This is a genomic window from Emticicia sp. SJ17W-69 (assembly GCF_051209875.1).
Classification (GTDB): domain Bacteria; phylum Bacteroidota; class Bacteroidia; order Cytophagales; family Spirosomataceae; genus Emticicia.
Map to the genome: position 1 here is coordinate 4,040,230 of NZ_JBNTQY010000001.1, position 15,606 is coordinate 4,055,835.

12 protein-coding genes are annotated in these 15,606 nt (G+C 33.8%); 8 read left to right on the plus strand and 4 right to left on the minus strand.

Features of this window, described 5'->3' with window-relative positions:
• Window positions 1–94: 94 nt before the first annotated feature.
• From ACQUQZ_RS16245 to ACQUQZ_RS16260, 4 genes are all read left to right on the plus strand, one after another.
• Window positions 95–1,069 (plus strand): oxygenase MpaB family protein, encoded by a 975-nt coding sequence (locus tag ACQUQZ_RS16245; RefSeq protein WP_435356078.1) that lies wholly within the window; start codon window positions 95–97, stop codon window positions 1,067–1,069.
• 93 nt (window positions 1,070–1,162) lie between these two features.
• Complete coding sequence (locus ACQUQZ_RS16250) at window positions 1,163–1,804, plus strand: TetR family transcriptional regulator C-terminal domain-containing protein (protein WP_435356079.1); 642 nt, start codon at window positions 1,163–1,165, stop codon at window positions 1,802–1,804.
• A 65-nt stretch (window positions 1,805–1,869) separates the two neighbouring features.
• On the plus strand, window positions 1,870–3,204 hold the full coding sequence (locus ACQUQZ_RS16255; RefSeq protein ID WP_435356080.1) for an ABC1 kinase family protein: 1,335 nt from the start codon (window positions 1,870–1,872) through the stop codon (window positions 3,202–3,204).
• A 239-nt stretch (window positions 3,205–3,443) separates the two neighbouring features.
• A complete protein-coding gene (locus tag ACQUQZ_RS16260; RefSeq protein ID WP_435356081.1) occupies window positions 3,444–4,115 on the plus strand; it encodes a riboflavin synthase in 672 nt (223 codons plus the stop codon).
• 47 nt (window positions 4,116–4,162) lie between these two features.
• On the opposite strand, the gene ACQUQZ_RS16265 is transcribed toward ACQUQZ_RS16260, so the two are convergent.
• On the minus strand, window positions 4,163–5,446 hold the full coding sequence (locus ACQUQZ_RS16265; RefSeq protein ID WP_435356082.1) for a citrate synthase: 1,284 nt from the start codon (window positions 5,444–5,446) through the stop codon (window positions 4,163–4,165).
• 281 nt (window positions 5,447–5,727) lie between these two features.
• Between ACQUQZ_RS16265 and ACQUQZ_RS16270 the strand changes: the two genes are divergently transcribed.
• The 4 genes from ACQUQZ_RS16270 (at window position 5,728) to ACQUQZ_RS16285 (ending at window position 10,842) form a co-directional block, all read left to right on the plus strand.
• Complete coding sequence (locus ACQUQZ_RS16270; RefSeq protein WP_435356083.1) at window positions 5,728–6,471, plus strand: LytR/AlgR family response regulator transcription factor; 744 nt, start codon at window positions 5,728–5,730, stop codon at window positions 6,469–6,471.
• Window positions 6,472–6,482: 11 nt separating this feature from the next.
• On the plus strand, window positions 6,483–8,393 hold the full coding sequence (locus ACQUQZ_RS16275; RefSeq protein ID WP_435356084.1) for a histidine kinase: 1,911 nt from the start codon (window positions 6,483–6,485) through the stop codon (window positions 8,391–8,393).
• A 17-nt stretch (window positions 8,394–8,410) separates the two neighbouring features.
• Entirely contained in the window at window positions 8,411–10,348 is a 1,938-nt protein-coding gene (locus ACQUQZ_RS16280; RefSeq protein ID WP_435356085.1) for a sensor histidine kinase, read from the plus strand.
• Between the two features lie 146 nt (window positions 10,349–10,494).
• Window positions 10,495–10,842 carry a LytR/AlgR family response regulator transcription factor gene (locus ACQUQZ_RS16285; protein ID WP_435356086.1) on the plus strand — a complete coding sequence of 116 codons (348 nt, stop codon included), beginning with the start codon at window positions 10,495–10,497 and terminating at the stop codon, window positions 10,840–10,842.
• Window positions 10,843–10,903: 61 nt separating this feature from the next.
• On the opposite strand, the gene ACQUQZ_RS16290 is transcribed toward ACQUQZ_RS16285, so the two are convergent.
• From ACQUQZ_RS16290 to ACQUQZ_RS16300, 3 genes are all read right to left on the minus strand, one after another.
• Window positions 10,904–11,965 (minus strand): DUF4249 domain-containing protein, encoded by a 1,062-nt coding sequence (locus ACQUQZ_RS16290; RefSeq protein WP_435356087.1) that lies wholly within the window; start codon window positions 11,963–11,965, stop codon window positions 10,904–10,906.
• Between the two features lie 12 nt (window positions 11,966–11,977).
• Window positions 11,978–13,036: a DUF4249 domain-containing protein gene (locus tag ACQUQZ_RS16295; RefSeq protein ID WP_435356088.1), complete on the minus strand. Its 1,059-nt coding sequence runs from the start codon at window positions 13,034–13,036 to the stop codon at window positions 11,978–11,980.
• Between the two features lie 145 nt (window positions 13,037–13,181).
• A complete protein-coding gene (locus ACQUQZ_RS16300; RefSeq protein ID WP_435356089.1) occupies window positions 13,182–15,602 on the minus strand; it encodes a TonB-dependent receptor in 2,421 nt (806 codons plus the stop codon).
• Window positions 15,603–15,606: the final 4 nt, after the last annotated feature.

Below are 15,606 nucleotides of genomic sequence, written 5' to 3' on the forward strand. Positions count from 1 at the left end.
TTATATTGGAAAAATATAAATGCCTATTCAATTAATTGTCCATCCATCAAACATTTTTTGGTATTTAACTGTTGAATAAGTATCCAATGATTTAATGAGCATGACCGTAAGTTTAGATTTAGCAAAGTACCGTACAATAGGTGATGGTGATGCCGACGAAATTATACGGAAATTAGTTGAAATCGAAGGTGTTACTTTTTTACGTCAATTAATGCCTTTTTTGTCTGATTTTCAAGATACTAACTTTCTAAATCAGCCAGCAATTCTTCAAAGTTTTTTAGCCAACAATAATTCTTACCCATCTTTTTATGATAAAAAAATGCTCATTCGAGCAACAGACTTTTATCGTGAGAATCAACAAAATATAGGTTTGATTTTAGGGCTTTACTCACTCCCCTATTGCTATTTAGGTGCTGATGGGGCAAAGGTACTCTATTTTTCGGAACGTATAAGGAATGATACTTACAAGCGATTGCTTGAAACGGGTAATTTTTTGAAAGCTGTAATGAATTATGATCATTGGTCGGAGCAACGCATTTTTGCTATTTGCCTGAAAGTCAGACTTTTACATGCAGCTATTCGATATTTTACATTACACAGCAACCGTTGGAACATAGATTGGGGCTACCCAATCAATCAAGAAGATATGTTAGGGACAAATTTGGCTTTTTCGCTCATTGTTTTGCGTGGAATGGAAAAACTAAGTTATCCAGTTGATCATTCTTATGAAACTGCTTATTTAAATACTTGGAATGTGATTGGTTTTTTGTTGGGAGTGAAAGCCGAAATTTTGCCCAAAAACTACCTTGAAGCTGTGAAAGTTGATAAACAAATTGCCAATCGACAATTTAGGCAATCAACTGAAAGTCAGGAACTTATGTCATCTCTGCTTCATGTTATTCGAGGTTTTGCACCTAACTCATTAACTGCTGATTTATTGCAAGAACAATCACGGATGTTACTTGGCGAAAAATATGCTAAAATGCTTGGCATTGCCGAAACAAATATCCCCAACACTTTGTTGAAAGTATATAACACAACATCGGCTTTAATAGCAAAAATATTTTAAAAATACGACGGAGTTTCTACCGCTGCGGCGGACCGCTCCGTCTGATAGCTTAGTTTAAATTGACGGAGTAGGAACTCCATCATACGAAAAATCATGACACAAGAAAAAATAAGACAAGCCTATACTGAATATTTGCTCGAAAATGGCAAACAACCTGAATCAGTTTATACGTTTTGCAAAAAGTTAAAAATCAAAGAAGTTGATTTTTATCAAGAGTATTCTTCATTTCCACAAATAGAAAGCGAAATTTGGAAAGTATTATTCATCGAAGCTCGTAGCTCTGCCGAACAAGAGGAAGTCTATCAAAACTACTCGGTAAGAGAGAAATTATTAGCATTTTTATATACTTGGATAGAGGTTTTGAAGAAAAATCGTAGTTATATATTAAAATCTTACGAAGGTTTTGATAAACCAATCTATGCCAAACGTAATGCACAATTAGTGGATTTTAAGGCTTCATTCTATGACTTTATCAATGAACTTTTGATGGAGGCTAAAGAAACGCGTGAGGTAGAACAGCGGGCAATTCCACAATTATTGCAACGTTATCCAGATTTATTTTGGGCAAAAACGCTCTTTATTTTAGATTTTTGGATTAAAGATACCAGTAAATCATTTGAAAAAACAGACACAATGATTGAAAAAACAGTCAATACGGCTTTCGATTTATTAGGTCGTTCGCCACTTGATTCCTTATTTGATTTAGGTAAATTTATATTTCAGAATCGTAAGTAGAACAAGTTTCAAACTTTTTCTACTCAATAAAAAAAACAAGTCTTAGATTTGTTCTACAAATAAATATGAACTCACAAGAAAGTATCCCCACATCGAAAGTTGCTCGTGCAACGCAGTTTGCTAAAGCTGGTGTAAAAGTTGGTGGTAATTATATTAAACATTATAGCAAAAAAATCTTTGATTCTTCACTTACCAAAGAGCAATTACACCAAGATAATGCCGCTGATGTTTACGATACCCTCAGCAATTTGAAAGGGAGTGCATTGAAAGTAGCTCAAATGATGAGCATGGACAAAAATCTACTTCCGAGAGCCTATACCGACAAATTTGCTATGTCGCAATATTCTGCTCCGCCCTTGTCTGCCCCTTTGGTTATCAAAACTTTCAAAAAATATTTCGACAAATCTCCTACTGAAATTTTTGATACATTTGATTTAAAAGCTGAAAATGCTGCCTCTATCGGTCAAGTACACAAAGCGACCAAAGATGGCAAAAATTTAGCCGTTAAAATTCAATATCCTGGCATTGCTGACAGTATCAGTTCAGATTTGAAAATGGCTCGTCCTTTGGCTGTTCAGTTATTAAATTTGAATGATGCTGAAATTGATAGATATTTTAGAGAAGTTGAAGATAAATTACTCGAAGAATCAAACTATGATTTAGAATTACAACGTTCCGTAGAAATCACGAATGCTTGTAGTCATATTCCTGATTTGTTTTTTCCTAAATATTATCCTCAATATTCATCCAAAAGAATCTTGACGATGGATTGGATTGAAGGCCAACATTTGAAAGAATTTTTAGATACAAATCCTTCACAAGAAGTACGCAATAAAATTGGACAAGCGATGTGGGATTTCTATGATTTTCAGATGCACACGCTGCGTCAGGTACATGCCGATCCACATCCAGGCAATTTCTTGATGACTCAAGATGGTCGTTTAGGTGTGATTGATTTCGGTTGTGTAAAAGTGATACCTGAAGATTATTATACGAATTATTTTGCCTTAATTAACCCTGATACACTGCAAGATGAAGCTGAAATCCAACGTATTTTTTGGACTTTAGAATTTATTGTTGAAGAAGACTCTCCTTCGAAACGAGTCTTTTTTTCAGATTTATTCAAGAAAATGATTGAATTATTAGGGCGACCTTTCAATGTCAATACCTTTGATTTTGGTCAAACTGGATATGTTGATGAAATTTATAATTTCTTTGAATATGTTTCAAAACTTCCCGAACTGAAAGATTCAAAAGCGGCTCGTGGTTCGCAACATGGCTTGTATGTCAATCGAACGTATTTTGGTCTATATACCATTTTGAATGATTTGAAAGCAGAAATAAATACCACCAAACCAGATTGGGTAACACCAAAGCATTTGAAGGCGACCTTGGTTTGATAGATCTATCAAGATTACCGTTTAAATATTGAAGGATATTTGTTCTCCTCTCTCCTACTTGAGAGTATAGAATAAATATCCTTTATTAGTTTAACTTGTGTATTAGTGTGCTTTACTATTTTCAACCCTGGAAGAGTTTATTGTACTAATAAACATCTACGACTTCATAAATTTTGTTTATTCGTCTTTTCTTTTCCCAACAGAATTTACGTTATTCGCACCTCAAAAAAATAAAAATTATGTTTACAGGAATTGTAGAGGCTGTAGCCCAAGTTATTGATATTCATTCAGAAGGGACAAACCTAACTTTTACCTTCGAGTCATCCATTGCTAACGAACTAAAGATTGACCAAAGTGTCTCACATAATGGAGTTTGTTTGACAGTTGTCAGTTTGACAGTTGTCAGTTTATCAGAGTCCACAGTCCACGGTCAACAGTCAACAGTTATTAAATCACCAAACTCAAAACTCAGAACTCAAAACTCAGAACTCTATAAGGTTACTGCCATTGATGAAACTTTGAAAAAGACAAATTTAGGAAAACTGAAAATCGGTGATAAAGTAAATTTAGAGCGTTGTATGCCTGCCAATGGACGTTTTGACGGCCATATTGTACAAGGTCATGTTGACCAAACAGGTATTTGTACCGCTATTGAAGATCAAAATGGAAGTTGGTTAATTTCGTTTGAATATGATACAACAAACAAAAATATAACAGTCGAAAAAGGTTCTATTTGTGTCAATGGTATAAGTCTAACCGTAGTCAATTCAAAAGATAATGGTTTTAGTGTAGCCATAATCCCTTATACCTGGGAACATACTAATTTTCATCAATTGAAAGTTGGAAGTATTGTGAATTTAGAATTTGATATTCTTGGAAAATATATGCAGAAGATATTGGCGAGAAGATGATATAGTATTAATACTGGCAGGGTTCTAAACCCTGCCAGCGTTAGAAATTAACGATTTTCTATCGGCACAAATGGACGAAGCGTTGCACCAGTATAAATCTGACGAGGACGACCAATTGGCTCTTTGTTGGCTCTCATTTCTTTCCATTGACCAATCCAACCTGGCAAACGACCAATTGCAAACATTACCGTAAACATATTGGTAGGGATGCCTAAAGCACGGTAAATGATTCCAGAATAAAAATCTACGTTTGGATAAAGTTTTCTTGAAACGAAATAATCATCGTGTAAAGCTGCTTCTTCTAAACCTTTAGCTATTTCCAATACTGGATCATTTACACCTAACTTACCTAAAATATCATCAGCCGCTTTTTTGATGATTTTGGCACGTGGGTCGAAGTTTTTATAAACTCTATGTCCAAAGCCCATCAATCGGAAACCTGAATTTTTGTCTTTTGCTTTATTAACAAACTTCATTACATCGCCACCATCAGCTTTGATATCTTCCAACATTTCAATCACTTCTTGGTTTGCCCCACCATGAAGTGGACCCCAAAGTGCTGAAATACCTGCTGAAATAGAAGAATATAAATTTGCCTTCGATGAACCAACTAAACGAACAGTTGAGGTTGAACAGTTTTGCTCGTGGTCGGCATGAAGAATCAGTAATTTATTGATTGCTGCTGAAACAACTGGGTCAACATGATAATCCTCGACAGGCAATGAAAACATCATACTCAAGAAATTCGAGCAATAATCCAAAGAGTTTTTAGGATAATTGATTGGATGTCCATGTGATTTTTTATAACACCATGTTGCCAAAGTTGGGAATTTTGCCAACAATCGAATGATATGTAACTCAGTACGGTCTGGAGCTTTGTCATCATAAGAATCAGGGTAAAAGCCACTCATCGCACTCACCAATGAAGACATTACACCCATTGGGTGAGCATTAACTGGGAAGCCATCGAAAATTCTACGCATATCTTCGTTGACCATTGTGTGGGTACGAATATCATGTTCAAATTTGCCATACTGCTCTTTGTTTGGCAATTCTCCATAAATAAGTAGATAAGCAACTTCCAAAAAATTGGCTTTTTCGGCAAGATCTTCTATCGAATAGCCACGATAGTGTAAGATTCCCAACTCACCATCCAAAAAAGTAATGGCACTTTTCGTTGCACCTGTGTTTTTGTAACCGCTATCAATAGTAATGTAGCCCGTTTCATCACGAAGCTTGGCAATATCAATTGCTTTCTCACCTTCCGAACCTTCGATGGTTGGATATTGGTATGTTTTACCGTCAAGTATTATTTCTGCTGTACCAGCCATAAGAAACATTAAAATTATTTTGAAATTACTGAGTTTACTGATGAATTATTTTGCAATTCAGTGACAATAATAGTAAAAAAACTCTAAAATATACCATCAGCCGAAAAATATTTGTTGTAACAACAATGATTTAATTTTGTACCACCAATTTCTCTTATTTTTTTACAAATTCTGATACTTTTATAACCACTTAATCCGTAAAAAAGTTTAGAATTTATTAGGAATGATTTTATATTTCAATAAATATTCGTAGTTTCACTTTTCAGAAAAATAGCCAAACTATGCTTACCGTAATCTTAATTGACGATGAAAAAGGGTGCCTGGATTCCCTCGAAATTGAACTACTCAATTATTGCCCTGATGTAAAAATTTTAGCTAAATGCCAATCAGCCGAAAAGGCACTTGAAGTGTTGGAAACGCTAATACCTGATATGATTTTTTTGGATATTAGTATGCCCCAAATGAATGGTTTTGATTTTTTATTAAAAATACCTAAAATAAATTTTGAAGTTATTTTCTGCACTGCTTATGATGCCTTTGCTCTCACAGCCTTTGAATTTTGTGCCATCGATTATTTATTAAAGCCTGTATCCAAAGATAAGTTGATTCGGGCGGTTGATAAGGTTCGTCAGAAGCAACATAAGCAAGTTGATTTACAAAATTTAGACTTACTGCTGGCTAATATGCGAGGCGGCGTACATCACAAGCCCAATATCGCTGTACCTACTCCCGAAGGTTTGGAGTTTATCGCCATTACAGACATCGTTTATGCCGAGGCGGATGGCAATTATTCCAGAATTTATATGGTTAATAAAGAAAAAACTTTGATTTCTCGCACCCTTAAAGATTTAGAATCGCTGTTATCGAATCATCCTTTTGTACGTATTCATCAATCATATTTGGTTAATTTGACCTATATCAAAAAATACGTAAAAGGAGAAGGGGGCTATGTTGTAATGAATAATGGAACAAGCTTACAGGTTTCAAGAGCTAATCGTATAAAATTAATGGACTTAGTTAGATAACAAATTTGCATTTGCGATTATTTTCACTGCTCATATTTTACCAATTAATTGGTCTTACACTCAGTTTTGCACAAAAAACTGATACTATTTTTCTTTCCCAAAAGCTAAATGATGAGGGCTTCATTGATGCTTCAAAAAAAACGACACTTTTTATTGACTCTACAAGTAAAATCTCTTTAGAAAATATTGATAATCAAGTATTTACAAACTTATCAAATTTCAAATTTGAGCAATTTTCATTTTCTTATAGTCAATATAATTTTTGGCTTAAATTGACAGTAATCAACCCTACCGACTCATTAATAAACATTTTATTTACTACTGGGATACATAAAAGTATGGACGTTTTTATGAAAGTGAGGGGTCAATATCAAAAAATCCAAGAAGTCAAACAAGAATGGCTACCAGATAAGCGACCTTTTCGATTTGATGAAAAATATGTTCCACTGACATTCCAGCCAAATAAAACTTATCAATTACTTATAAAAGTGAGAGAGCATCCTCAATTATATTTCAAGTTAAATCCCACGTTTGTGAGCTATGATTGGGAATATGAAGATAAAGTTAGAGCATTCTTCGATGAATATTTCATCTTGACCCAGGATGGTTTGTACATTTCGGTGTTGGTGTTTGTGGCTATATATATGTTCATCATGTTTTTTGTGGAAGGGAAAAAATATTATGTTTATTATGGTTTTTACCTTTTTTTCTTGGTTTTATTTTCTTTTTGGGCCATTGAACACTCGCCATATACCATCATCATTTTTAGTTATTTTCCTGCTCTCAAATTTTCTGGCAACAACAACACCTATTTGCTCATTACCAATATTTTCTATTTCCTTTTTCATTACGAATTTCTTGAACTACCAAAAATTGCTCCAAAATTTAGCAAAGTTTTGGTCTTTTATATCAAGGTTCTCATTAGCCTATTAATCGTTGACACTTTTGTCAATTTTGTTTTGGAAGATTATTCTTTAGGGGGAAAAATCTGGATTTTAACCCAACCAATTATTGCCATATTTGGTATTTATGGCACTATCCAGCTTTATAAACTGAAAGGACCTTTGCTCCGCTACATTCAGATTGGTAGTACCGTATTGGTTCTTGGTGCTATTTTTGGTTTTCTTGAACAATTATTATTGATAAAGCCGGCTAATAATGTCATCATGCGATTAGCTCCGAGTATTCCATTCAACATCGGTGTTTTGATCGAACTATTCTGCTTTTCAACAGCTTTGGGTTATAAGACTTGGCTTACGCAACGTGACCGAAATCACTTGATGAAATCTGTAAAAGAATCAGAGTTAAGAACGCTACGTTCGCAAATAAATCCTCATTTTGTATTCAATAGCCTTAATTCCATTAAAAGCCAGATTTTACAAGACCGTTCATTAGAAGCCTCCGAATACTTGACTGACTTTGCGACTTTGATGCGTTCGATTTTACAGTTTTCTAAAGAGAAATTTATTTCATTGAGTGATGAATTAGAAACCGCAGTACTTTATATAAAGTTAGAAAAACTAAGGTTTGAAGAAGGTTTTGATTTTCATTATGAACTTCAAGAAGGTATTGATACTGACGAAATTCTAATTCCTCCAATGCTTTTACAGCCTTATATAGAAAATGCCATCAAACACGGTCTCATGAATAAAGAAGGAAATAGAAGCCTGACATTAAGCGTAACTTTAGAGAACCATCAAGTAGTTATAAGTATTGATGATAATGGAATTGGACGTGAACGTGCATCTTTATTAATAAAAAACTCCCCTAAACACCAATCTATGGGTATTAATATCAATAAAGAAAGAATTGAATTATTGAGTTTGACTAATGATTTGCATATCCATATTAATATTATTGATAAGAAATTACCCGATGGAAATGCGGCTGGAACAAAAGTGATAATTTATTTACCTTTTTAAAAACCTTCATTTGCTAAATGAATAAACGAGAAATCATATTGAATCTGATAAGCAATCGTCTTTTACTAAAGATTATGTTTTACGCATTCTTTATATTTCTTAATACTTACTCAGCTTCGGCACAAGTCAAACTTTATTCTACTCTTGAAAAAAAAGGATTTTTAGATTGTTCCAACAATACAATGCTTTGGGTAGATTCTACCGCTAAAGCTCCTATTCAACATATCCCACAAAAGAAATTTGTTGATTTGGAGAAAGTTAAACCTCCAAAAAACTTTTTAAGTGAATATCGTTATGATTATTGGTTAAAAATTACAATCGAAAACCCTACCATTGATACGCTTGATTTATTATTCACAACAGGAGTACATCAATCAAGTACACTTTTCCAAAGTATAAATAATCACATAGTTGCAATTGCCCAAACACAAGAAAAACGATTGACTGACCAACGTTTATTTAGAGCAGATGATCAATATTTTCCAATTCGTTTTTTTCCTAAAACCCAAAGGTTATTTTTTATAAAAGTAAACGATTATCCTAAAGAAAAATTTATTCTTAAACCACTTTTAGTGAGTCGATTTTGGCAGAATCATCACCAAGTTCGGGCATTTTATGAGGAATATATATACATTATTGCTTATGGTTTCTTGATTGCAGTATTATTTTTTGTAGCTTTTTTTGTGTTGATGTTCTACGTGCTTGACCGTCAAAAATATTATTTATTTTATGGTTTTTATACCATATCAATCGCATTATTTAATCTTTGGGAATATGAACATTCGCCCTATTTTCATTTTATTTTTAGTTATTTACCTTTCTTGAAATTTACAGGAAATAGTAATATTTATGCTTTTTTGACTCACATTTTTTATTTTTTATTCATTTTTGAATTTCTCGGACTCAACCAAACTTTTCCTCGAATAGCAAAAATCTTTCAATGGGTCATTGTTTTTTTGACAATAACGTTATTCGCTGATATTATTATCTTGTTTATTATCAAACGTTTAGATTGGAGCATGTGGCTTTATGAGCTTTTCCAAAATATTTTCCCAATCCTCAATATTTTCTTATTAGTGATGATATTTCGAGCAAAAGGGCGTGTTGCTCGAAATATTCAGATTGGGAGTAGTTTTTTAATGTTGGGTGGTTTAGCTGGTTTTCTGACTCATTGGTTTAATAATACACCATTTGTCTTACTACGCATCGACCCGAGTATCTTGTTTGTATTTGGTACACTTCTCGAAGTATTTTTCTTCTCAATTGCGATAGGAATTAGGAGTTATCAAGTTCAAAAAGAGAAAAATTCTTTATTCAAGGCGGTCAAAGAATCAGAGCTTCGCACACTTCGTTCCCAAATTAATCCACATTTTGTGTTTAATAGCTTGAATTCTATCAAAAGTTATATTCTCACCCATCGCTCAGTTGAAGCGGCTGAATATTTGACTGATTTTTCAACCTTGATGCGGTCGATTTTACAGAATTCAAAAGAACAACTCATTTCTTTAAGAGATGAACTCGAAACAACCTTACTTTATATTAGATTAGAACAGTTAAGGTTTGAAGATAATTTTGAATTCATTTATGACTTAGATGTCAATATCAGAACCAATGAAATACTCATTCCGCCTATGCTTTTGCAACCATATATAGAAAATGCTATCAAACATGGACTGATGAATAAAGAAGGCACAAAACGTTTAATTTTAAAAATTGAGCAATCTCAGAAAATCATTATTAGGATTGAAGATAATGGTATTGGAAGAGAGCAATCCTCTTTGTTAAGAGTAAATACACCCAAGTATCAATCAATGGGTATGCACATTAATAATGAGAGAATTCATTTACTAAGCCAAACAAATGATTTACACATTGAAATAGAAATTATAGATAAAAAATCAGCTACTGGAAAAACCGAAGGGACATGCGTAGTAATACAAATACCGATTGAGTAAAAACCCTTTTTAAAAATTTTAGGATTTCCAAATACTCAATCAAACCTACCAAATATCAAGTAAACCTACCAAATAATAATTCTGACTATTTTTATAAATGCTTTCTGTTCAATTTTGGGTATCAATAAACAGCCAAAAAAATAGACATGAAAACATATTATACAAAACCCTTAGTTTGCGACCCACACATGATTTGGTTTGATCACGGAAAAACTTGCATTCAGCCTGAAGAAGTAGTTTATTTGAGTAGCCTTGAAAATTATACTGAATTTCACCTTAGATGTGGTAAAAAAGTAATTTCTTCTCGCACCTTAAAAATTCATGAAGTACAACTTTTAGAAAAAGGATGTTTTGCCCGTGTTCATAGAAAATTCATGCTAAATCTTCAGTATTTAAAACATTTCGAATCAAATGGCGAAGAACATTTCGCACATCTTACCACAGGCGATAAAATTATCGTTTCCAGGAGGAAAGCTAAAAAGTTTGGGTATTAGTGATTAGAAAATTGGTTAATAATAAATAACAACGGCATTAGACTTGTTTCCTATACTATACTCAATCTTTCCATTCGATTGGTCGTTTGGCTGTGCGATAGGCACTTTCATTACAAACCGCACAATCTGGATGGAATGGATAATTAGGTGCTAATTCAACAAATGGCTGAACTCCAACACCGTTGCGTTGAATATATGCTACTTTTTGTGTTACTGCCGATACTTGAAAAAAGCCCAACATAGGCTTTGTATCATCGGAAAGATTTTTGATATTGCCCCGAATAGTAGCGGGTGCAGTATCAAAAATGCCGCCTGAATTGTTGGCTTGTGCATCAATACTTTTCCAAAAGTTATAGGCTTCCCTCGACAAACTCATTTGTTCAATTAACAAATAATAAGGTGTAATATCATCATAAGGAATTTGGGCAATATTTTGTTTTGCCAATATACGACCATTCACTAAATTGTCGGATGCGACCTTTACACATCCTATACATTGTGTAATATTCCAGCAATCTTCGCAACATTTTTTATAAAACCGAACAGGTGGGTCGGTTCGTGGAACTGTATATAGTTCGCAATTACTGGCTTTTTGATAATTTTTCCAGTTCCAACGATAAAAATCGCCCTCTGTTGCAGGGTCTTTTACATCAATATAAATATTGAAATTACCTCTATATTTTGGTCTTGGAGTTGTTGTTAGCTTAAATTCACTATATACTCTATCAATTGGCGGTGAAGGTCGCATCGTTTCGGTAGTACTTGCGTATTCTACGCCATCGCTGGTACGAATATGTAAGGTATAAGATTTACCTATTTGCCCCTGAAAACCATCAGGTGTACTAAATTGCCCACGATTCAAATCCAATAAATCTGTTCGCACATTTTTTTCATCAGTTATCCAAACCTTTGCTGCATTTACAAATCTATCAAATACACTTTCTTTACTATTATATCCTGCCGAAAAACTCAATACAAAATAATGCGGTCCAGGTTGATCGGTTAGTGTACCTTCAAAGACAATTTGAACATCTTTCCCAGTGAGTTGTGGGTCGAAAACATCGACACAAGCAATAAAAATTACACTTAAAAGGGCAATAACGATTTGAGTAATGAATTTCATGAATTTTCTTTATTAATCTATCCAATTGAGTGGCCGTTTGGCGGTTCTATATGGGCTTTCTTTACATTCTTCGCATTCTGATAAATAATTATAATTTCCACCTACATAAAATCCAAATGGTATTATTCCGATATTATTTCTTTGAATGTAAACTACTTTCTGAGTAACTGCCGAAACTTGAAAATAGCCAAGCATTCCATCTGTTTCATCATTCACATTTTTGATATTACCTCTAATCGTTGCAGGTGCTGTATCAAAAATACCGCCTGAATTATTGGCTTGTTCATCAACACTTTTCCAAAAATTATACGCTTCTCTTGACAAACTCATTTGCTCAATCAGCATATAGTAAGAAGTGATATTATCGAATGGTATTTGAGCAATGTACTGCCTTGGTAAGGTTTTACCATTAACAAAATTATCAGATGCCAAAATAATGCAACCCAAGCAAGTATTCACATTCCAACAATCTCCACAACATTTTTTATAAGACAAACTCCCTTCTCCATTTACTACGTAGGCTGCACAAAAATTCGCTTTTTCGTAATGTGACCATTTCCAACGGTAAAAATCTCCTTCGGTCGCTGGGTCTTTTACATCAAGATAAACATTAAAATTTCCTCTATATTTTGGTTGCAGTGTGGTTGTAAGTTTGAATTCTGTATAAACTTTATCGATGGGTGGCGAATACCGCATGGTTTCTGCTTTGCTTGCATAGCTTGTTCCATCGCTCAATTGAATATGCACTTGGTAAGTTTTACCAACTTGCCCACGAAAACCCTCTGGCGTACTAAATTGCCCTTTGTTGAGGTCAATCAAATCTATACGCACATTTTTTTCATCAGTAATCCAAACTTTTGCTGCATTCACAAATTTATCGAAAACACTTTCTTTACTGTTATAACCAGCCGAAAAACTCAACTGAAAGTATTGAGGAATAGCTTGGTCGGTTAAAATTCCTTCAAAAACTATTTTAGGTTTTCCTCCTGTCAATTTTGGGTCATAATTATCAATGCAAGCTGTTAAGCATACACTCAAAATTGCTATGAAAAGCCGAGAGGTGAATTTCATTTTTTAAAATTAAGGTAAAATTCTTAAGCTAAAAATACTCCTATTTTTTAGCATACAATTTACTTTTTATATCATTTCAAATAAGTTTTCATGCTTGTCTAAATCAAAATCTGTTAATATTCAACTTCTATTCCCTAATTCCTATTCAAAACTTAAAATTATAAGAAATCGAAGGAATCATTGAGCCTAAGATCGAAAGTTTGTAAATATCTACCCGATTATAGTATTGGGCATATCGACTTTTAGTTCGAAAGAAAATCGAATAAGCATTTCGAGTATTGAGTGCATTGTAGAGCGAAAAATTCCAACTGCCTTTAAAACGTTGTGTTTTATAAGGATTTGCATCAATATTCATTGCCAAATCTAAGCGGACATAGTTTGGGATATTATTTTGATTGCGATTGGCATAATAAGGTACAACCAATCCTCCTACATAAATCTTTGCAGCAGGATAAGTTATCGGACGCCCTGTACTATAAGTAAAATTGGTAGAAAATGATAGCCGCTTAGTAACTTGATAACTCGCAATCATATTCAAAATATGTGGTTTATTATAGTTTGGTGGAAAATACTCGCCATTATTGATGGTTTCTTCGTCATATTTCCCTTTCACTAAAAATTCTGTTTGTGAATAAGTATAACTCAACCAACCCGTTACCAAACCAATATTTTTCTTTACATATAATTCTGCACCATAAGCACGCCCTGTTCCTTGCAAAATAGATGCTTCTGGAAATTTGTCAAGTAGTAAGTTTGCTCCATCCTTATAATCACTCACATTCGTTAGTTTTTTATAGAAAAATTCTATCGAAGCTTCAATCTTATTATCCTGCAAATTTTGGAAATAGCCTATCGAAATTTGGTCAGCAATTTGTGGTTTCATATAATTATCCGACGACTTCCAACGAGCAGTTGGTAAAGCAGCGGTGGTATTTGAAATCAATTGAATATATTGCCTCATACGGTTCAAACTAAATTTGATAGAAGCGTTTTCATTCAATGAATATTTTGCCGAAAAACGTGGTTCTAAACCTCCATAAGTTTGTGAAAAGCCTTTTCCATTAAGTGTAGAATCAATAATCGTTTCTTTACTTTTGGGTACACCCTCTTGGTATTTATAACTATAACCAGTACCATTATTACCAAAATATGAATACCGTAAACCCAGTAAAATTGAAAACTTTTTGCTTATTTCAATCTCATCATTAGCATAAATGGCTGACTCTAAGGCTCTTTCATTGCGTAAAGTAATTGCATTTATTTGCGAAGCAGAACCATTAGGTGTCAATTTTCCTGGTTGAATTTGGTAATCAATGACACTGACCCCAAAATCAATTTTTTGTTTTTCAGAAGGCAAATAATTGTAATCAACTTTGAAGTTTTTATAAACAATATTTGAAGCCAATTTGAAGGCTAAAGCAGTATCTGGGTTAATGATATTGGCATCATAACGGCTTAATACACCAGAAATTTTTGAAGTCAATTTTGCATTATATGAATGAACCCAAGCTAAAGTAGCATTAGTTGTACGCCAGTTAAAAAGCGATGAAGAAGCATTCACCTCAAGATTTGCCAGTGAGTCGCCTGCGACTTTAAATTTATCAAAACCTGTAAAAGCAGTAAGGGCTATTTTATCTTTTTTCGTGGGGCGAAACTCCAGTTTCGCCGTAATGTCATAAAAATCTGCCTTTGTATTTTTAATATTTTCTTGAGGCAATAATTTAAATAAATACCCAACATAAGAAAAACGACTTGCTACGAAGAAGGACATTTTATCTTTAATTATCGGAGCTTCAACCATCAATCGGCTACTCACCAAACCCACACCCCCTTGCATCGAAAATTGTTGAGCATTGGCATCTTTTAGATTGATATTCAGTACCGATGCCGTTCGTCCGCCATATTGTGCAGGAATACCACCTCGGTAAAAATTCATATCTCGCAAAGCATCTGGGTTAAATACTGAGAAAAAACCCATCAAATGCGAAGAATTGAAAACTGGAGCATTGTCCATCAAAATAAGATTTTGGTCAACATTCCCTCCTCTAACATTAAATCCCGAGGCTCCTTCCCCCACACTTGCCACTCCTGGTAATGAAAAAAGACTTTTAATAATGTCTAATTCACCCAAAAGTGTCGGTAATTTTTTGATATTTTTAATGCTCAAATTCGTTACGCCTGTCTCCAAACGTTTAACATTTTGGGAAGCACTATTGGCCGAAACTACCACTTCATCTAAATCATTGGCCCTTTCATCCATCAAAATATCTAAGGATAAATTATTACTAATATCAACTCGCTGATGTTTTGTAAAAAAACCTTGATACGTAACAGTAATATTGAAAGTGCCTTTTGGAATGAGCAATTGATAACGTCCAAGTGTGTCTGACAACGAGCCATAGCCAGTTTCGTCAATATAAATAGCTGCTCTGGGCAATGGTTTTTCGTTGCTTGTTTGCCGTATCACTCCTGAAAGTGTAAATTTTCGTTGTGCAAAAGTTACTGATAGTGAGAAACTTAAAAAAATAAAAAGAAAACTAATTCCCCAAAGTATAGCTTTTTTCATAAAA

Excerpts from the sequence above, each read along its gene's own strand:
- ACQUQZ_RS16245 (WP_435356078.1), top strand. The coding sequence starts at position 95 with ATGAGCATGACCGTAAGTTTAGATTTAGCAAAGTACCGTACAATAGGT.
- ACQUQZ_RS16250 (WP_435356079.1), top strand. The coding sequence starts at position 1,163 with ATGACACAAGAAAAAATAAGACAAGCCTATACTGAATATTTGCTCGAA.
- ACQUQZ_RS16255 (WP_435356080.1), top strand. The coding sequence starts at position 1,870 with ATGAACTCACAAGAAAGTATCCCCACATCGAAAGTTGCTCGTGCAACG.
- ACQUQZ_RS16260 (WP_435356081.1), top strand. The coding sequence starts at position 3,444 with ATGTTTACAGGAATTGTAGAGGCTGTAGCCCAAGTTATTGATATTCAT.
- ACQUQZ_RS16265 (WP_435356082.1), bottom strand. The coding sequence starts at position 5,446 with ATGGCTGGTACAGCAGAAATAATACTTGACGGTAAAACATACCAATAT.
- ACQUQZ_RS16270 (WP_435356083.1), top strand. The coding sequence starts at position 5,728 with ATGCTTACCGTAATCTTAATTGACGATGAAAAAGGGTGCCTGGATTCC.
- ACQUQZ_RS16280 (WP_435356085.1), top strand. The coding sequence starts at position 8,411 with ATGAATAAACGAGAAATCATATTGAATCTGATAAGCAATCGTCTTTTA.
- ACQUQZ_RS16285 (WP_435356086.1), top strand. The coding sequence starts at position 10,495 with ATGAAAACATATTATACAAAACCCTTAGTTTGCGACCCACACATGATT.
- ACQUQZ_RS16290 (WP_435356087.1), bottom strand. The coding sequence starts at position 11,965 with ATGAAATTCATTACTCAAATCGTTATTGCCCTTTTAAGTGTAATTTTT.
- ACQUQZ_RS16295 (WP_435356088.1), bottom strand. The coding sequence starts at position 13,036 with ATGAAATTCACCTCTCGGCTTTTCATAGCAATTTTGAGTGTATGCTTA.
- ACQUQZ_RS16300 (WP_435356089.1), bottom strand. The coding sequence starts at position 15,602 with ATGAAAAAAGCTATACTTTGGGGAATTAGTTTTCTTTTTATTTTTTTA.